15 protein-coding genes are annotated in these 18,980 nt (G+C 44.4%); 7 read left to right on the top strand and 8 right to left on the bottom strand.

Annotated elements, in window-relative coordinates; genetic code table 11:
- Positions 1-42 precede the first annotated feature (42 nt).
- The 3 genes from rpsU to PPO43_RS00065 form a co-directional block, all read right to left on the bottom strand.
- The gene (gene rpsU / locus PPO43_RS00075; protein ID WP_272619670.1) at positions 43-237 is read right to left on the bottom strand and encodes a 30S ribosomal protein S21; all 195 of its coding nucleotides are present in this window, start codon (positions 235-237) and stop codon (positions 43-45) included.
- A 64-nt stretch (positions 238-301) separates the two neighbouring features.
- Positions 302-730 (bottom strand): hypothetical protein, encoded by a 429-nt coding sequence (locus tag PPO43_RS00070; protein WP_272619668.1) that lies wholly within the window; start codon positions 728-730, stop codon positions 302-304.
- 58 nt (positions 731-788) lie between these two features.
- Positions 789-1,001: a hypothetical protein gene (locus PPO43_RS00065; protein ID WP_272619666.1), complete on the bottom strand. Its 213-nt coding sequence runs from the start codon at positions 999-1,001 to the stop codon at positions 789-791.
- 291 nt (positions 1,002-1,292) lie between these two features.
- Between PPO43_RS00065 and PPO43_RS00060 the strand changes: the two genes are divergently transcribed.
- Entirely contained in the window at positions 1,293-1,871 is a 579-nt protein-coding gene (locus PPO43_RS00060; RefSeq protein WP_272619664.1) for a hypothetical protein, read from the top strand.
- A gap of 231 nt (positions 1,872-2,102) precedes the next feature.
- Here PPO43_RS00060 and PPO43_RS00055 read toward each other — a convergent pair whose 3' ends face one another.
- Entirely contained in the window at positions 2,103-3,017 is a 915-nt protein-coding gene (locus PPO43_RS00055) for a heme/hemin ABC transporter substrate-binding protein (RefSeq protein WP_272619663.1), read from the bottom strand.
- A gap of 286 nt (positions 3,018-3,303) precedes the next feature.
- Positions 3,304-4,581 carry an HmuY family protein gene (locus tag PPO43_RS00050; protein ID WP_272619661.1) on the bottom strand — a complete coding sequence of 426 codons (1,278 nt, stop codon included), beginning with the start codon at positions 4,579-4,581 and terminating at the stop codon, positions 3,304-3,306.
- 176 nt (positions 4,582-4,757) lie between these two features.
- Here PPO43_RS00050 and PPO43_RS00045 point away from each other — a divergent pair, with 176 nt between their 5' ends.
- From PPO43_RS00045 to PPO43_RS00035, 3 genes are all read left to right on the top strand, one after another.
- Entirely contained in the window at positions 4,758-5,975 is a 1,218-nt protein-coding gene (locus tag PPO43_RS00045; protein ID WP_272619659.1) for an MFS transporter, read from the top strand.
- A 173-nt stretch (positions 5,976-6,148) separates the two neighbouring features.
- Positions 6,149-6,862 carry a (d)CMP kinase gene (gene cmk / locus PPO43_RS00040; protein ID WP_272619656.1) on the top strand — a complete coding sequence of 238 codons (714 nt, stop codon included), beginning with the start codon at positions 6,149-6,151 and terminating at the stop codon, positions 6,860-6,862.
- Between the two features lie 206 nt (positions 6,863-7,068).
- Positions 7,069-7,800: a DUF2490 domain-containing protein gene (locus tag PPO43_RS00035; protein WP_272619654.1), complete on the top strand. Its 732-nt coding sequence runs from the start codon at positions 7,069-7,071 to the stop codon at positions 7,798-7,800.
- 1,447 nt (positions 7,801-9,247) lie between these two features.
- Here PPO43_RS00035 and PPO43_RS00030 read toward each other — a convergent pair.
- Positions 9,248-10,591 carry an ABC transporter permease gene (locus tag PPO43_RS00030; protein WP_272619652.1) on the bottom strand — a complete coding sequence of 448 codons (1,344 nt, stop codon included), beginning with the start codon at positions 10,589-10,591 and terminating at the stop codon, positions 9,248-9,250.
- 179 nt (positions 10,592-10,770) lie between these two features.
- Between PPO43_RS00030 and PPO43_RS00025 the strand changes: the two genes are divergently transcribed.
- A complete protein-coding gene (locus PPO43_RS00025) occupies positions 10,771-12,855 on the top strand; it encodes a hypothetical protein (RefSeq protein ID WP_272619650.1) in 2,085 nt (694 codons plus the stop codon).
- Positions 12,856-12,925: 70 nt separating this feature from the next.
- On the opposite strand, the gene glyA is transcribed toward PPO43_RS00025, so the two are convergent.
- Complete coding sequence (glyA, locus tag PPO43_RS00020) at positions 12,926-14,233, bottom strand: serine hydroxymethyltransferase (RefSeq protein WP_272619648.1); 1,308 nt, start codon at positions 14,231-14,233, stop codon at positions 12,926-12,928.
- 281 nt (positions 14,234-14,514) lie between these two features.
- Here glyA and PPO43_RS00015 point away from each other — a divergent pair, with 281 nt between their 5' ends.
- Positions 14,515-15,873 (top strand): saccharopine dehydrogenase C-terminal domain-containing protein, encoded by a 1,359-nt coding sequence (locus PPO43_RS00015; protein ID WP_272619646.1) that lies wholly within the window; start codon positions 14,515-14,517, stop codon positions 15,871-15,873.
- Between the two features lie 256 nt (positions 15,874-16,129).
- Positions 16,130-17,395, top strand: coding sequence for a CinA family nicotinamide mononucleotide deamidase-related protein (locus PPO43_RS00010; protein ID WP_272619645.1), 1,266 nt, complete (start codon positions 16,130-16,132; stop codon positions 17,393-17,395).
- A gap of 79 nt (positions 17,396-17,474) precedes the next feature.
- Here the strand turns inward: PPO43_RS00010 and dnaA are convergent, their stop codons facing one another.
- Positions 17,475-18,932: a chromosomal replication initiator protein DnaA gene (gene dnaA, locus PPO43_RS00005; protein WP_272619643.1), complete on the bottom strand. Its 1,458-nt coding sequence runs from the start codon at positions 18,930-18,932 to the stop codon at positions 17,475-17,477.
- Between the last annotated feature and the right edge of the window lie 48 nt (positions 18,933-18,980).

Here is an 18,980-nt window from a genome sequence, read left to right as displayed (position 1 = left end):
TTTATGCGGCCCCTAAGGGCCTGGTAGGTCACAGGCAGAGGTTTAATCCTCCATTGCTCTATCTTTCTCGTCTTTGTAGATCGCTTTTAGGACCTCGTGACGACGCTGCACTGACTTCTTTTCGAAGTGCTTGCGTTTGCGAAATTCGCGTAGTAGCTTAGTATTGCGTACTTTACGCTTGTAACGACGGAGCGCTCTGTCAATAGGCTCATTGTCTTTTACCTTGATGATTAACATGTATAGTATTTAAATTTGAAAAATGAATTGGCTTAAACTAAGGAAATAAAGAGAGCTTTCAAAATTAGGCCGATAGTTCCTGTGCTTGAGGGGCGCTCTCTAAGTCAGCTAGACGCTTTTGAAGGGCCAACTTTAGTTTGCTCCAGCGCTTTTCTTTTGGCTGTTCTTTGGCCCATTGCTCTATTTGGCCCAAAATGAGTTGGCTGTTTTGGTGAACACGAGCTAAAATTTTAGGCAAAGTTTTTTTCACGCCCTGCAAATCAGGAATATTAGCTAAGCGCTGCTGCGCACTCTTGCTGGCTGGAGGAAGTTGCCCCTGCGCTAGCATTATATCCAAAAGAATATCTTTTTCTTGCTCGGCCTCACGAGCAAATTCAGCTAGTTTGGGCGCCCAGTTCCAAGGACTAAGGCTTTTGGCTTGCCAACGCAATTGAATTAATTGATGTGTATAAAGTTGATAGTTTGAAAATAATACGGCTAAAGAGGCGCTCATAAATATAGTTTAGATTAAAAAATGTTAGCTGTTGGGGAGACCTTAAGGAGTTTATCTATTAAGAGGCGAAAACTTGACTGTCCTCAAACTTTTTTCCATTCCAACGGCCTAACCATTGACAACGCTTGCCCGCTCTTTGATAACGACGAAATGTCTTGATCGCTAACTCCCGATCCTTCCGATGAATCGTAACAGGATAGTTGTTGGTGTAGATGTCAAAATAATAAACATCTTCACTGTAGTTAATTTTCTTCTTATTTACATTATACATAATAATGGTTTTGAAGGTTTAACAAAAAAGAACTTTTTATATATGTTGTAGGCGCCCAGATTTTAAGCCTTCTGCCGTTTGCTCAACAATAGAAGTACTGAGGGCCAAATCTACTTGGTCCTCTAGCTGAAAATGCTAAAAAAATGATGGGATTTATTGCCTTACATATACCCAAACTAAAGGAAGGGGCAAATCGTTCCGAAGAAGGGCAATTTTTTCTTATAAATATTTTGAGCTAAATTTGATTGGCCTAAATAAAGTAGGCTTTAATATCAAAATTCAGAGTCGTTTATGAGATGCTACCTACTTATTTTGGGGTTTATTCTTAGTTGTTTAAGTTGCACTTTACCAACTCAATCACCTAGCTTAAATGAAGATTGTTTGCCGACGCTTATACATAGCTTAAAGAATAATATTGACAAAAAACAGCTAGAGTTTTACTCTGCGGAGGCTAACTTTTTTTCACCAAGTCTAATTGATAGTATTCTGAAGAAAGATAAGGATAACTTAATAAATTGGAAGTATAGGTTTTCGTATAATAAAAAAGGTCAATTGATTAGTGTAGTGGAAGAAGAGCTGGAATTCGCTTTTTTACTCAAGAATTTAGAGTGTTATACTTATGATAAGCAAGAACGTTTGACTAGGCTTATGACTTGTTCATTTTTTGCAGGGCGGCTCACTGAAGCCGATGAGTATATCATCAATTATGATGGCCCTCAGGTTAAAATTGAAAAACGAAGAGAATCTTTTGACAGAAATGGGCTATTAGAGACAAAATACTATTCGGATTTAAAACCTTGGGTAGAAAATTATTCATTTCATATTGGAAAAGTGGTCAAAGTAGAGGAATCTATTTTTTTTTGTGATTAGTTTTTTGGGCCCGCGGCCGCAAAGCGGCCGCCGCTATGCTGCGCCGCTCGCTGTTCGCTCGGCCCTGCAGCCGCTTTCAGCGGCTTGGGTCTGGCCCTTCGGGCCACGGCTGCGCAGCGCTGGGCCACTCATCTGTTTTTTTCAAGTTTTGCGCTTTTCGTTGGTCCTCAAACAAAAAAGGCCGCCCAATATTGGGCGGCCAAGGACACACTAAACTCCAAAAAATGACTACTATTTGTCCATTTGTGTTTCTAAGCTTTGGGCTAGTTCTAGGGCAGCTTTTGCGGCTCTTGGTCCAAAACCAGAGAGGTAATGGCCTTCCATAGAAATGATGCGTTTATGCTTGGCGGCTGGAGTTTCTACTAAAGCGGGTAAGCTAAGGAGGGCTTCTTCTGCAGATTTTTCTGCTTGGGTTAGAGAGGCGAGTCCTGAATTAAATAGAAGTAGGATATCAGGTTGGCTGGCCAAAACAGATTCTGGCGTCAAGGGCTTAAAGTCCTCAAAATCGTTTACAGCATTTTGTCCACCAGCCAATTCAATCATTTTGGCCATGGGGGTATTTTGTCCAGAGGCCATGATGACTTTGCTGCCACGAGCATAAATAAAAAGGACCTTGGGGCTAGCTTTTTGTTGGGCCAAAAACTCAGTTAGGGCTTTTTGGTCTTTTTTAATCTTTTCTTCTAGGGCTGTGATTTTTTCTTGAGCGATAGAGAGTTTTTGGGCTAAGGCTTTTGCGCTAGCTAATGCGCCATCTAGACGTTGAGGAACGGGAACCGCCACAACCTCTATTTCTGCAGATTGGGCCAATTGCTGAATGGCGGGACTGGCCAAAGCATTGGAATCAACCAAAATATAATCGGGTTGAAGGCCTAACACCGCTTCTACATTTAGTTTATTGACATGGCCCAATTTGGGTAGGGTTTGGGCTGCTTCTGGGTAACTGCTGGTTACATCTACTCCCACAACTTGTTGACCCAAATCGAGTTGGTAGAGCAATTCGGTTAGGCTACCATTTAGAGAAACAATGCGTTTGGGCGTTTCTTCTGCTGGAGCTTCTTGCTCTGTGGTTGGTTTTGCCTGTTCATTTTGGCAGGCAGAAAAGAGAAAAAGAGCAAAAAATAGGAAAGAATAATGAATCGTTTTCATAAGTAAAGAGCAATACTATTTGATATAAAGGCTGCTAATTTAGGCGCGAAGCGCCTGGCCGTAGGCCAAATGGCCTAGCGATGTGAAAGGGTGGCGCAAAGCGCCAGACCAAGCAAAACGAGCGCTAGCGAAGTTTTGCGAAGGGCCGAGCGAACAGCGAGCCCCGTAACGTAGCGCAGCAAGCGCAGCGCAGCTGAGGCCCCAAAAAAACATTTTTTAAAAAAGGCCCTGGCCGAAACCAGGACCTACACTGACACTGACAATTGAAATGATAGCTGCTTGGGGACTAATCAAGCAACAGGAAAGGTTGGGCGCTAGTCTGTTCTCCCTGACGAATTTGGAGAATATATTGCCCGCCAGAAAGTTGGGCGGTGGGCAATTCTAGCTGCTGCAAACCTTGCTGCAAGTTGTATTGCTTAGACCAAATAGTTTGGCCAAGTGTATTATAGATTTGAATTTCGTAAGTTGCGTTTTGGGTAGGCTCTAGCAAAAGCTGAATATTTTGCTGGCGGGCAGGTTGAGGAAATAGTTTGATTCCTTTTACTGCGGCATTTGGCGCTTGGAAAATAGAAAGGGGACCAAGATTCTCTTTTTGTAGGCGGCTAACGCCAGTAGAAGAGCCTTCAAAGTCGATAAATTGGATTTTCCAGATATTTTGGTCACTAGTTCTGAAGAAATAGACTAGATCGCTAGGAATGACCCATCCAGAGGAGAAATCATAGCTTTTCCAATCGTGACCAACAATAGTAAGTGGTTCTGTGGCGAAGCTATCTTGGTAGCTGCTCACTTGAACTTGGCTAGGGTTAACGCCAGCGGCTTCGGCTACTTCTAGATCTTTATGTGCTAAAACACCAGTAACGCCATAGGCCATTTGTCCGCCTTGGCCATCGTCGATTAGGGTGCCGTATCTCGAGAAAAGGAGGTCCCAACCGCCGTTGAGTTCGGCTGCTTGTAGGGTAGAGGCAGAATCGATAGAATAATAGGCTAGGGTTTGGCCGCTATGGTCGGCTTTATTGACTTGTGTTTGGACCAGGTTACTGCCATCTAGATCAGCATAGCGGAAATAATAGCTGCCTGAAACCAAAGAGTCGATCATGAGTTTTTTGTAGCTGCCATCGCTAAGCTCTAGTACAAATACTTTGTCGCCAATAATTTGGTGGTTGCTCATTTGGTAACTTCCCCAACCATAATCAAAAGCAGAGGTATTGCTGGCCGTATTAAAAGCCCCTTCCGACCAATTTTGCTCGGGATTAGAAAGTTCTTGGACCAAATCTGTATTAGGGTCTACAGTAGTCGCAAAATCAGTAGTGCTACTTAGGTGTAGTTTTACAGCGGTGCCTCCTAAACTAGCGCCTTCATTGACAAAAATGGCGGCATCTTGTTGACCAAAAACCGAAAAGGCAAACTGCCAGTTGCCGTGAGCAAGGCTTTTGGTTTGGCCGTCAGATAGGCGATAATAAGTAGCATCTTGGTAGCTAGGGCCTACAGAAACAGTTTCTACGGTCTGAGCAAACAGACTACTAGCGCCCAAAAGGGCTGAAAAAAGAAGGTTGAATTTTTTCATGGCTTACTATTCTTATTTAGATTTATTACAGATAGCTGAACAGCTGCAAATGTAGGACAGCGAATGAAAAATCCAAAATTTATTTAGATTTAATTTAAATAAAACTAAGTCGAGTGATCTAGTTTACATTTGGAGTTGTGGAAATAGCTGTATTTTTGGCCAAAATGTATTGTCTTATGAGAGATTTAGAATTGGGTTTGCGAGCAAATAGCTATCAGTTTACTTTATTGGTTTTTATCAATGCTTTGGTTGGGGCATTATTGGGTTTGGAGCGTTCTGTTTTTGGTCCATATATAGAGGCCTGTTTTGGGATTGCGGCTGAAGAGGCTTTGTTTTACTTTATTATGGCTTTTGGTTTGGCTAAGGCAACGGCCAATTATTTTGCGGGTTTATTGATGCAGTTGTGGGAGCGTAAGCGGGTGTTGTTATTGGGGTGGGCTTTGGCGCTGCCGATTCCCTTTCTCTTTGCTTTTTCGCCAAGTTGGGAGTTAATTATTTTGGCCAATTTGCTTTTGGGGCTAAATCAGGGCTTTGCTTGGAGCAGTACAGTAGTCATGAAAATTGATCTGGCTGGGGCTAAGGATCGAGGTTTAGCGATGGGCATCAATGAGTCGGCAGGTTATTTGGCTTTGGCCTTTTCTGCTTATGCCACGGCGGCCTATTTGGGGCCATTAAATGATCTTTTATTTTGGGGGGCATTGATTTTTGTCCTTTTAGGAGGCTTGCTGTCGGCGGTTTTTGTCCGAGAAACAGCTCCTTATGCGCTTTTAGAACAAACAGATTTACCCAGTTTGAGTGGAGAAGAAGAGGCGGCCTCGGCTTGGACGACCTTTAAAAAAGTCAGTTTTTTAGAGGCTAGTTTGAGTTCTGTAACTTTTGCAGGTTGGGTCAATAACCTCAATGACGGCATGATTTGGGGCTTGCTCCCTATTTTATTATTAGAGCATGATTTATTGCCAGATGAAATTGGTTGGGTAACAGCTCTTTATCCAGCCGTTTGGGGCTTGGGTCAGTTGGCTACAGGCAAACTAGCCGATAAAGTGCCCACCAAAGTACTCATTCGCCGTGGAATGTATATGCAGGCCTTTTCCATTTTGGGCTTTGCCTATAGTTCCGATCTACTCAGTTTTATGCTTTCTAGCTTTTTCTTGGGTTTAGGAACGGCCTTAGTGTATCCTAGTTTTTTAGTGGCGATTAGCCGATTGAGCCCCGCACAAAAGCGAGCAGAATACATTGGGATTTTTCGCTTGTGGAGAGATCTAGGCTATTTGTTTGGTGCCCTTTTTTCTGCTCTGCTTTGGTATTTCTTTGGCTTAATGGCTTGTTTTTATGGCATTGCTGCCCTTACTTTTTTGGCGGCCTTAATGGTGCAAATCAGAATGCGGATGATTTAATCTGCTTTTAGGTTAAGGCTTGTTTTATAGGGAGTTAAGCGCTTGTTTTACTGTGAGTGTTTTTTCTTTTTTGGCGCAAAGCGAAAATTAAATTTTCGGCCCCCTTTTTATTTCCTTATCTTTGTGAGCGAATTCTTAGTTTCATTTTCAAATAGTCAGAGAATCGCAGCCTTATGCCTAGCCAAAAAATTATTATTGCTCTAGATGGTTTTGCCGCTTGTGGAAAAAGCACCCTTGCTAAATCCTTGGCCAAAAAATTAAATTACATCTATGTAGATACTGGGGCAATGTATCGTGCCGTAACCCTCTATTTCCTCAATCAAGAAGTTTCCTTAGACGATGAGCAAGCAATTGCTCAAGCTCTGGATAATATTCGGATTGATTTCCGCCATAGAGCAGGAGCTAACCATTGCTTCCTCAATGGCGAAGATGTAGAAGAGGAAATCCGTAAAATGCACGTCTCTAAATGGGTAAGCCCAGTAGCCGCCATCTCCGCTGTTCGCCGCTTTTTGGTCAAACAACAACAGGCTATGGGCCGCTTTAAAGGATTAGTAATGGATGGCCGCGATATTGGCACTGTTGTCTTTCCCGAAGCCGAACTCAAGCTGTTTATGACCGCTAGCTATGAGGTCCGCAGCCAACGCCGCCTAGCCGAATTACAAGCTAAGGGACTCAGCGCTTCCCTAGAAGAAGTTCGAGAAAACCTCATGGAAAGAGATGAAATCGACTCTAGCCGAGAAGATAGCCCCCTACGCAAAGCCGATGATGCAATTACTATTGATAATAGCGAGCTGAGCATGAATGAACAATTAGATTTGGCCCTCGATTTGGCCTATAAAGCTATCGAAAAAAAAAAGTGCTCAGTTAGTGCAACTGTTCTAGTCTAATAGATCCTTTGTGACAGGACCTACAAACAATATAAAAAAGCTATCCTAGATTTGTCAGGATAGCTTTTTTTATTGTTTCCCCTCAACAAAATCGTTTTTGATCCAATAATCCTAGCTTGTCCTCACTTTTATTTGCTTATGAGAACAATCTAGGCGAGAACTAAAACTTTATTTGGTAAAAGGGGCCTCACAAAATTCTATGTACTATGAAAACTTTAGGCGCCACTCACTTACTTTTTATTTTGGCTCTCCTTTTTTCAGGCCAATCTAGTTGGGCGCAAAGTGACACGACTTCTGTTCGCCCAATTAACAATTGGTTCAATTTTCAAGTTGGTGGCAAAGCGGGTAAAGGCAAATGGACCGCAGAGCTGCAAATTCGCCGAGAAAACTGGCTGGAAAACTGGGATGCCCTCATGCTAGCAGGCTTTTATCATTACCCCCTAAGCAAAAATATTCAACTTTCTGGGGTGTTTACCTTTCGCCAAACTTATCCTGGCGGTAGTATGCCGCGACCCGTCCGCGAATACCGCCCTTGGGCTCAGCTGAAAATTAAACAGCCCCTAGGCAAGGGCTTTAAATTGGTCCACCGCTATCGCTACGAGCACCAAATCAAGGAAAAATGGGCCCTAGAAGGGACCGAATGGCAGCAAAACGACTGGAATTACACCCCCCGCTTTCGCTATTTGCTCAAACTCGCCTACCGCCTGCCCAATTCTCCCCTCGGTTTTGCCGCCTATGAAGAGATTTATATTAAGGCCAATAATCGTCACGAACAATGGCACTTTATGCGCAACCGTCTGTATGCAGGAGCCACTTACGATTTAGAAAAATTCGCCTTTCAACTGGGCTATCTACATCAGCTAGATTATTATCCTCAGGATGGTCGACCCAATACACTTTATCCCATCCTGTTTTTCCAAACTGTAGCCAAGATTTAATAAAAAGTAGTTAGATCTGTTTTTTTTGGGGCCCGCGGCCGGCTAGGCTTCGCCAAAGCGGCCGCCGCTATGCTGCGCCGCTCGCTGCTCGCTCGGCCCTGCGTTTTTTTCGCTAGCGCTCAAAAAACTTGGTCTGGCCTGCGGCCACGGCTGCGCAGCGCTGGGCCGCACAACGGTCTTTTTCCTTTTGGCTGTTTTCTTCGGCGCTTAAATTTAGAGGGTTTCAACCTTTAGTTATGGGCCAATGTTTAGCAAAACTCCTATCTAGTCGTCCTGAAATCTATGATATATGTTGTAAAAGTCGTTGAATGCACTCACTAACGGCTCGTTCTAGGTTCTTTTACTGCATAAGAGACGTGCTGAACTTCAGGGTATAGGTTGTGGAAGTCCATGATTGTGCTTTTTTACTGCAAGCTAGCCCTTAGCAAACTGTAAACTAAGGTAATCAGAGTCTAGACTTGCAGTTGGTGGACTAGACTATAGGAGTTATAGAACCTCAGCTTTTCTATAATGAACCTCAAGCATAGATAAAGTAATGGCTCCTAAGCAGTATCATAAGGTCTATTATAGATAAAAGAACCGCAGCTAAGGACTAGCTTTAGCCCTAATTTGGGTTGCTCTACCCCAAGCAAGCAGTTTTGGACCTATATGATGCAGCTTCAGACGACTATAAGGCAGTAGAAGAGCCTTAATTTTGGTGACTAGACCTATAGCTTGAGGTAAGCAAGCGGCCTCTTCTGCTTTTTAAGCTAAAAAATGTGGTAGAGAAGGACTATTTTGGGGTTGTTGGACCCAATATATACCTTAGATGACCCCTATTTTGGGCTTGTGGAACCTCACAGTTATACTTTATTGGTCCTTTAGCTTTTTCTGACAAACTTTACCGCAGCCCGAAAAAGGAAAAAACACAAATAAATCGGTAGTAACTTTTGATGAAGTCCTTGATATTCCACTTGTTGATTTAGAGTAGTTTATAGTTATAGGCCTCCCGCCTTGGGCGGGCGCTACGTTTCGGGGCTCGCTGTTCGCTCGGCCCTGTGCGGGCTGCGCCCGCTTGGTCTGGCCTTTGGCCACCCCTGCACATCGCTAGGCCGCTTGTCTGCAGCCTAAAGGCCGCAGCCATTCTTGTTGGGCCTTGGTCTTTCTTGTCGCAGCGGCTTGAAAGCCCCTGCTTTGTTTGGGGGAAGGAGGTATTAGGTTTTCAGGTCCTGCGGCTTTTAAGCTGCAGGCCAGTTGTTGGTCAGGAGGGGACTGTGCTGTTCCTAAATTGGCTGCTGGTTTCAACCTGCAGCCACAGCTAGCAGGCGGCGAAGCCGCCGCAGGCCTAGGGATGGGCAGCAGTGGCCGTTAGGCCAGACCAAGGCGCTGCAAGCGCCGCAGGGCCGAGCGAGCAGCGAGCTGCGACACAGCCCGGCCCGCCCTTTGGGCGGGCAAGCCCCAAAAAACATTAAACCTCTTTAGGATCTAGCGTTTTGTTAATTCCTTCGCCTAATAAATTGAAGATACTGAGGGTGAAAAAGATGGCTAATCCGGGAAAGAGGGCCAGCCACCAGGCAGAAATTCCGGCATCTCTGGCGGTGCGTAGCAAAGAGCCCCAGCTTACTTGTTCGGGGGGGAGGCCTACATTGATAAAAGAGAGGAAAGATTCGGTGAGTACGGCGGAGGCCATGCCAAAGGCTAGGGCGATTAGGACGGGAGGAAGGGCATTGGGTAAGGCTTGTCGCCAAATAATACTTAGTTCTCGATAGCCTAAGGCGCGGGCGGCTTCTACATAGGGGAGTGTTCGGATACGCAGCATTTCGGCCCGAATAAATTTGGCGATACCGGTCCAAGACAACAGACCTATAAGGACCATTACTGTATAAATTGAACTATCTTTGATTAGGGGTAAGATGGCGAGAATGAGTAATAAAACAGGGATAGAGTTAATCAACTCTATAAATCGCATGATGGCCAAATCTAGAGGTAGGCGAATTCTTGCAGAAAGGAAGGGGAGCAACCCCAAGCTCCAGCCCAATAAACTGCTACAAGCGGCGACCAAAATGCCGAGAAGGGATAAATAAAAGCCTGCTTTTAGGAAATTGCCTGATCTTAATAGTTCGCTCAAGGGGTAGGCGCCCCAAACAAAGGCAAGAAAGCAAAAGGTGAAGAGGCCGAGGAAAAAAGCGAGGAAGTAGGCGCGTTTCCAGTAGAGTCGTTCATCGCCATAATAGCCGGCTAAAGCGCCTAATAAAATTCCGATTAGGGTGGCAATTGACATGGCTACCAAGCCCACTAAAAGTGCGGTTCGGCAGCCGTGTAATAATCCAGCGGCTAAATCTCGGCCCAAGGGGTCTGTGCCCAAATAATGGGGGCGCATATAGCCTTCTAGGGTTTGTTGGTCTTTTGGGCCCACTAGAGTATTCCGTAAATCAACTTGTTCGGCGGAATAGGTAATGGGGGGGAAAAGGACGTGATGGTAGCGCCATTGGTTTTCATTGGGGGCATACCAATTGAGTTGTTTCCATTTGATTTCCCAATTGCCAAAACCTAGGCCTGTGGCATAATCATAGAGAATGGGAGAAAATTGATAGCGTTGGCCAGTTTTCAGTTCTTCTAATTCGCAGTAAATGGGTTTTTGATTGGCTAAAAAATCAGAGAAAAGGGCAAAAAAGCAAAAAAGCAGAAAAAAGCGGAGGGTCCAGCGGCGGCCGGCTTGTCCATAGAATTTTCGCCAATAGGTCCGCTCTCCAGTTTGAACTCTGGGCAGTTTATGAGCAAAAGGGTTTCTTTTTCGAATAGTATTTAACATCTAATCAATTGGCTTAATGGTCTGTGGGGCAAGTTAGTTTTTTTAGTGGAGTTCTGTAGAAAAAAGGGGGCAAATTGATGCAGGGTACTTGTTTTTGGGAGGTGGAAAAGATCCTGTAAATTTCTCCCACAAAACTTCCCTATATTTGCTTTGTTCAGCTTCACAGACAAATTAAATTCATGAATAGAACTATAGTATTTTTATTGAGTTTTTGCTTTTTCTTCTCTAGCCAAGGGGTGATGGCCCAAAAAAAGTTGGAGAAACAGAGAGATGCAGCTTTAGTAGCGGGGCAGTATCAGCTGGCTAAAGTCAGCACTCAACAACTTATTCAGCGGGCTAAAAAGCCCAAGTCAAAGCATTATTACGCCTTGGCGCAGGCACATTTTGGTCTTAATGAATTTGATAGCTGTTTGCAGGCGCTACAAGTCTACTTACAAGATAAAAACCATCAAGATCAGGCGCTTTTTTTGGCGGCTAGAGCCTTTCATTATGAAAGTAATTATTTAGAGGCCATGCATTATTATAAGCTTTTTTTGAAAACGGCAGGTAGTCAAAAAGTAAATCGACGAACAGTTAAACGTTTGCTTTTACAGGCTGTTTTTGCAGAAAGAAATGCTGTAGCTCAATCGCCTGCCATTATATCTCCTTATGAACGTCCAATTAATAGCCCTTATGAGGAGGGGCCACTTTTTCAGGGTAATGGACAAAATTATTATTTTTCTTCTAATCGGCCTGATAGTAATGGCCAACAGAATGGGCAGATTTATCAAATTGAACAAAAGGGGAGAGGCTGGGGCCAAGCTCAAGTTTTAGGGGGGCGTTATAATAGTCCTCAAAATGAGCTTTTGTTGGGGTTTAGTGCTCAAAAAGACCAGATTTTTTTTCAGCGAGATAGTCAAGGCTTGGTCGATAATTTTCAAGATACTTACGGACAAAGTTTAGCCGTTCCCATTGCCTTAGATAGTCAATACCATAGTTGGACGGGCGATCATTATTTTTTTAATGATAGCTTGCTCTTTTTTGCTGCGGGGCCTCATGCCCAAGATTTAGATATTTATTATCGAAAGAAAAATAAGGTAGGGGACTGGTCTGCTCCTATTGCTTTAGCCTTTCCGCTCAATACTGCAGCCCCAGAACGTAGTCCTTTTTTGGCTGCAGACGGAAAAACCCTCTTTTTCTCTCGTTTATCTGCTCAGGGTATTGGTGATTATGATGTTTACCAATCTGTTTATGAGGTAGAAAAAGGCCAGTGGAGTCAGCCAGAGTTATTGCCAGCACCAATTAGTAGTCCTGGGCAGGATTTATTCTTTCGCCTTTCTGCTAATGGTTTGGGGGGGCAGTTGTTGAGCCAAAGAGCAGGAGGCTTTGGGGGCTTAGATATTTACCAACTTTACTTTAGACAAGAGCGAAGAGCGCAATTGGCTGTTTCGGCAAGCCTCGACTTTTTGCGTGCAGAAGAACAACAACCCCAAATCAATAATAGTGAAATTCCTAGTCTTTCAGTTTTAGATAGTAATTCGGCAGAGACGAATATTACACTTTCGCCACTCTATTATTCTGCGGAAACTGGAGCTTGGCAAGATCAGCGGCAATTAGATCGTTTGCTGCGCTTGCTTCAAGATTATCCCAATCTAAATCTTTTAATTGAGGCCCATAGCGATGCTCAATATGAAGCTAGTCGTGGCTTATTTTTATCTGTACAACAGGCCCAGCAACTGGCTCAAGAACTACTAGATAAAGGAATTGCTGCTCAACGCATCTATCTTCGGGGCTGTGGTTTAGCTTATCCTCAGGCACAAAACTTTTCTTTTGATGGTTCGCCAAATCCTGCTGGACAGCAGTTCAATCGACGAATTGAACTTCGGTTGCTGCAAACTCAAAAAACGGCTTTGGGCGTACATTATAATTGGCCCAAACTCAGTAGTATTTTATTGGCGCCTCAGGCCAAAAACTTTAGAGCGGAAAGCCAAGGGTTGCGCTACCGTCTTGCTATTCAAACAAGCACACAACTCTTTGATGATCCCATTTTAGGGCAATTACAAGATGTAGCTGCAGAAAAACAGCCCGAAAGTCCAGAAATTACTTACTATTTAGGTCATGCCCGCAACTTTAAGGCAGCCAATGCACTTCGGGAAACCTTAGAAGAAGGAGGATTTAAAGCTATTCGCATTCAAGCTTATTTAGATGGTTGGCCACTCCAAAAAGAACAAATTCCCTTTTTGCTCAATCAATATCCCGATTTGAAAGCCTATCTGACCGAATAAACGGTAGGTAAATAAAAAAGCCCTAGAAGCAAATACTTCTAGGGCTTTGTAAATAAAATGGCACTCTAGCTTAGAGTGGGGCTACTTCTACACCTTCTTCATCAGAAGCAAAAAGCGGGTAGTTCGCCATATAGGCATTGATTTCTGCTTTTACAGCAGCAATTTCTTGGGCATCATCAATATTGCTCAAAATGCGATCAATCCATTCTACCGTTTTTACGCAATCAGCCTCTTTGAAACCACGGGTAGTCACGGCAGGTGTACCTACACGCATACCCGAAGTCACCATAGGTGATTCTGTATCAAAGGGAACCATGTTTTTGTTTACCGTAATATCGGCCAAAATTAGGGTTTCTTCCGCTTGTTTGCCAGTTACGCCTTTAGGGCGAAGGTCAATCAGCATGAGGTGGTTATCGGTTCCACCAGAAATTACTTTATAGCCTTTATCGACAAAAGCCTGAGCCATAGCTTTGGCATTGGCCACTACCTGTTTTTGGTAAGTCTTAAAGCTAGGTTGCAAAGCTTCGTGAAAAGCAACGGCTTTAGCGGCAATGACATGCTCTAGGGGACCACCTTGAGTGCCAGGGAAAACGGCAGAGTTGAGTAGCACTGACATCTTTTTGGGGTTGCCCGACTTCTTCCAAACTTTACCAAAAGGATTGGGGAAATCTTTACCCATCAAAATCATCCCTCCTCTAGGGCCACGCAAGGTTTTATGCGTAGTCGTAGTCACGATATGGCAATAGTCCAAAGGATTTTTGAGTAGGCCCGCAGCAATAACACCTGCAGGATGCGCCATGTCACACCAAAGGATAGCCCCTACCTCATCGGCAATCTCGCGGAAACGCTCATATTCCCATTCTCTAGAATAGGCAGAGGCCCCACAAAGAATAATTTTAGGCTGATGCTCTTTGGCCTTAGCCGCAACCTTGTCCATGTCAATACGACCCGTAGCTTCTTCTACCCCATAAAAAACGGGATTGTAGAGCTGGCCCGAAAAGTTGGCCTTAGAACCATGCGTAAGATGGCCTCCATGCGCCAAATCAAAACCAAGGATGGTATCGCCAGGTTTTACGCAAGCCAAATAAACGGCAGCATTGGCCTGAGCGCCAGAATGCGGTTGCACATTAACGTATTCGGCATTAAAAAGAGCCTTGGCCCGATCAATAGCCAATTGTTCAATTTTATCAACGACCTCGCAGCCGCCATAATAACGCTTCTGGGGATAGCCCTCTGCGTACTTATTAGTGAGGCAAGACCCCATGGCCTGCATGAGCTGCTGACTAACAATGTTCTCAGAGGCAATCAGTTCGATACCATTCTGTTGGCGTTCGTGCTCCTCCCGGATCAATGCGGCCACTTGAAGATCTTTCAACATAGCTGTTCTCGATTTTAAAAAAAATAAAATGCTGTTTGTGTTGCTGTGACTCTCATCTCAATTCTTGAGTCGCTTAAAGATAATTTTCTTGGGTAAACTCGCCAAGGAAAAGACTTTTTTTTTGGACTAAGGCCCCTTTTGCCTCGTCCAAAAAATTTTGTTTGCTTTCTCCCATTATTTAAAATGATCCAAAATTACTAAGCTAACCAATGAGTTCTAAGAGAAAGTTTTATCTTGTCGCCCGCTACACAGTTAAATCAAACAGCTAAATTATCCTTATTATGTTGAATAAAATTCTTGTGGTAGGCGCAGGACGTTCAGCCACCTCTCTAATAGATTATTTGCTCGAACAAGCTCCTAAATATCAATGGGAAGTTATTATTGCCGATGCCGATTTAGCACTGGCCGAAAAAAAATTAGAAGCTAGACCCCATGGGAAAGCTGTCGCCTTAGACGTACTTGATGTGGAGCGCCGTGGCGAATTGGTACAAGAGGTAGATGTAGTCGTTTCTATGCTGCCCCCCTTTATGCACCATCATCTGGCTGGCGATTGCCTACGATACGGTAAACACCTAGCCAACGCCTCTTATGTGGCCCCCGAACTCAAAGAAATGGCCGAATCAGCCCAAGAAAAAGGCCTGATTTTCCTTTGCGAACTGGGCCTAGACCCCGGTATCGACCATATGTCAGCCATGCAGGGCATCCACCAAATTCAAGAAGCAGGACACAAAATAACTTCTTTTAAATCTGCCGCTGGTGGCTTGGTGGCCCCCGAAAGTGACGACAATCCCTGGCACTATAAATTCTCTTGGAGCCCCCGAAATGTAGTCCTCGCCGGCCAAGGAATCGCCAAATATATGCACCAAGGCCAATATAAACATGTACCTTACCAACGCCTATTTGAAGATATCGAACTAGTTGAAGTGCCTGGCATGGGCCAATATGAAGCCTATCCCAACCGCATTTCACTAAAATATGAATCGGCTTATGGCCTAGAGGATACTCCCACCATTTTGCGCCAAACGCTCCGCTATCCTGGCTACTGCAAAGCTTGGAATCTTCTCATCCAATTGGGCCTAACCGACGATTCTCACGAGCTAGAATACTCAGATGATCTAACCTACGCTAGCCTGATTCGTAGTTTCCTCCCCGCTGCCAACGATCACCTCCATTTTGATAGCCTGCGCGCAGCAGTGGCCGCATTTTTTAAGCTGCAGGAAGATGATGAAGCCCTTGATAAACTAGAATGGCTCGGCCTTTTTGAAGAAACGCCCATCCCTTTCGAACAAGCTTCTCCAGCCGTCATTTTACAAGATGTTTTGGAGAAAAAATGGAAGTTGCAGCCCGAAGAAAAGGACATGATTATTATGCAACACGAGTTTATTTATCAGGATGCTGACGGACAACAACACCGCCGCCTTTCTACCATGGTCCAAACTGGCGATAATGCCGAAGATACCGCTATGGCTCGCCTAGTTGGACTCCCGCTAGCCATGGGCGTCAAGCAAATTATGCTGGAGCAAATCGAGCGCAAAGGCGTCCTCATCCCCATTCACGAAGAAATTTATACCCCCATTCTTGAAGAACTGCAAAGCTATGGCGTCGTCTTCCAAGAAAGAGAAGAATGCCTAAGCGAATAACCCTTAAACAGCTCTAGAAGATTTAACTTTTAGGGCTGTTTTTTTAGGGGCTGCCCCGCCCTGCGGGCGGGTCGGGCTGTCTCGCAGCTCGCTATTCGCTCGGCCCTGCAGCGCTCCGCGCTTTGGTCTGGCCTGCGGCCACTGCTGTCCATCCCTCAGCCGCTCATCAGTAGGGCTTTTGCTTGGGCGCAGGGCTTCGGCCCACCAAACCTCAAAACCTCTTGCTCAAAAACTTGTTTAGCCAAAAACAATCATCATGAAAGCATATATTATTAACATTGGCGATGAGATTCTACTCGGACAAATTCTCAATACCAATGCCCATTGGATGGCCCAAGAATTACAAGCTCAGGGCGTAGATTTACAAAAGATTCTGACGATCTCCGATGAACGCCAAGCTATCATAGATAGTTTGGACCAAGCCAAGGGCCAAGCCGATTTGGTCCTTATTACGGGAGGCTTAGGCCCCACCAAAGACGATATTACCAAATTTACCCTAGCCGATTATTTTGGAATGTCGCTGGCTTTTCATGCTCCTAGCTTCCAAAATATTGAGCACTTATTTGAGCAGTTTGGCCGCAATCGCCAGCCCGACGATCGCTATAAAGTACAAGCCGAAATGCCTGTAGGGGCGCAGATCCTAATCAATAAGATGGGAACGGCCTCTGGCATGTGGTTCCAAGAAGAAGGCTACCCCATTGTCGTTTCTATGCCTGGTGTGCCTAAAGAAATGAAATACCTCATGCAAGAAGAAGTATTTCCCCGTCTGGCCCAATTGCCTGGCCGCTCTAATATTGTGCAGCAGACCTGGCTTTGCTTTGGCAAAGGGGAAACAGATGTATCTACAGCCCTCGAAGACTTTGAAGCCCAATTACCTTCCAGCATCAAATTAGCCTATTTGCCCAATACTAAAACAGGCTATTTGCGCTTGCGCCTTACCGCTAAGGGCCAAGAGGAAGCCGCATTGGTCCAAGCCGTAAAAGAAGAGGGCGCCAAACTTTGCGAAATCCTTGGCCCAAAACTAATTATTGGCCAAGAAGGCGATTTCCTCGAAGCCAAATTAGGCGAATTACTTCGCCAAAAGGGCAAAACTATTGGTACCGCAGAAAGCTGCACAGGTGGAAATATTGCTCATAAACTCACTGCTATCCCTGGCAGCAGCGATTATTTTATGGGCTCCGTAGTGGCCTATAGCAATATCGTTAAAATGCAACAATTGGGCGTTTCTGCAGAAACTTTAGAGACCGAAGGGGCCGTATCTGAGGCTACCGTCCGCCAAATGTTGGCCGGCCTCATCAAAAACCTGAATGTAGATTATGGGATTGTTAGCTCTGGCATTGCTGGTCCCGGCGGTGGCCGGCCCGACAAACCCGTAGGCACGATTTGGCTGGCTATGGGCTCTGCCGAAAAGCAATGGGTCCAAAAATTAGAATTGGGCAATAATAGAACGAGAAATATTGAAATGAGTAGTAGTTTTGCCCTCAATTTTATGCGCCTGTTCTTATTGGAGGATGCCGAATAACTAAGTGTAGAATAAATAATATTAAAAGGGCGGCTAGAGATCTTTCTCTAGCCGCCCTTTTTGTCTTGCAAAGACTGATTTAGCTTTGTGTATTTTGCTTGATCTTCTGCTTGAGATCAGAAACTACTGATTTAAAACTTTGGTCGTTTTGCAACATGGCCTCTACCGATTTACAAGCATGAATTACTGTACTATGGTCACGACCACCAAAAGCAGAACCAATAAAGGTAAGCGATTTATTACTTAGCTGTTTGGCCAAATACATAGACAATTTGCGTGCAGTAACAATTAGCTTTTTACGTGTTTTTTCTCGCAGCTTTTCTACGGGAATATCATAATAATCAGCTACGATTTTCTGAATAAACTCAATAGAAATTTCTTGGCTAACATCATCTACAAATTTAGAAATAACCTCTCTGGCTAGGGCCATGTCAATATCTCTTTGATTGAGCGCCGATTGAGCGATCAGTGAGATGAGAATACCTTCTAGTTCACGAACATTAGAACGAACAGTATAAGAAATATACTCCATTACATTGTGAGGCAGCTCAATGCCATCATTATGCATTTTTTGTTGAATAATCGCCATTCTCGTTTCTAGAGAAGGGACCTGCAAATCGGCAGAGAGCCCCCATTTGAAGCGAGAAATTAGGCGCTCCTCAATATCGGCCATTTCTTTGGGTGGACGATCAGAGGTGAGGATGAGCTGTTTGCCTCTTTGATGCAGATGATTGAAGATATGAAAGAAAATATCTTGGGTTTTCTGCTTTTTGGCCAAAAACTGAATATCGTCTACAATCAGTAAATCGACAAGTTGATAGTAGTTGACAAAATCAGAGATGGCATTTTTGGTCAGTGACTCAATGAATTGGTTGGTAAAATGCTCTGAAGAAACATAGAGCACTACCTTATCCTTCATATTCTTTTTAACCTCATTGCCAATAGCGTGGGCCAAATGCGTTTTGCCCAAACCTACATTGCCAAAAATCATCAAGGGATTAAAGGCCGTTTGTCCAGGTTTTTTGGCGACAGCCATACCTGCAGAACGGGCCAAGCGATTACAATCTCCCTCAATAAAGCGGTCGAAGGTATAGCTGGGGTTGAGTTGAGACTCAATTTCTTTTTTCTTGATGCCGGGAATAACAAAAGGATTGTGAATCTTCTCATTTTTGTCCCGAATGGGCGCTTGGCCATAATGGCGATTGATTCTTCTCTCCTTAGGTTGTAGCGGATTGCGTAGCGGCTTTTCTCTTTGGACGGCTACTTGTGGCTTTTGTGGGGCTTTTTTCTGCTGCAAAACATATTGCAGTTGTCCCTCTTCGCCCAACTGGCTGCGGATAGCAGACTTCAGCTGATCGATGTAGTGAGACTCTAGCCATTCATAGAAAAAGAAGTTGGGAACTTGTAAAGTAAGGGTGTTCCCTTCCAGCTTTTTGGGCTGAATGGGTAAGAACCAGGTCTTAAATGCCTGATCTTTAACCTCCTGTTTGATTTTATTTAAGCACTGTTGCCAAACTTCTATATGCGACTTTTCCATGCGGCTATACTCTACTATATTGGGTGTTGTGGCGGGCCAAAGGGCCAA

It is taken from the genome of Saprospira sp. CCB-QB6 (genome assembly GCF_028464065.1).
GTDB lineage: Bacteria > Bacteroidota > Bacteroidia > Chitinophagales > Saprospiraceae > Saprospira.
Note: the sequence above shows the minus strand (reverse complement) of the source record. Positions and strands in the feature narration are given on the sequence as shown.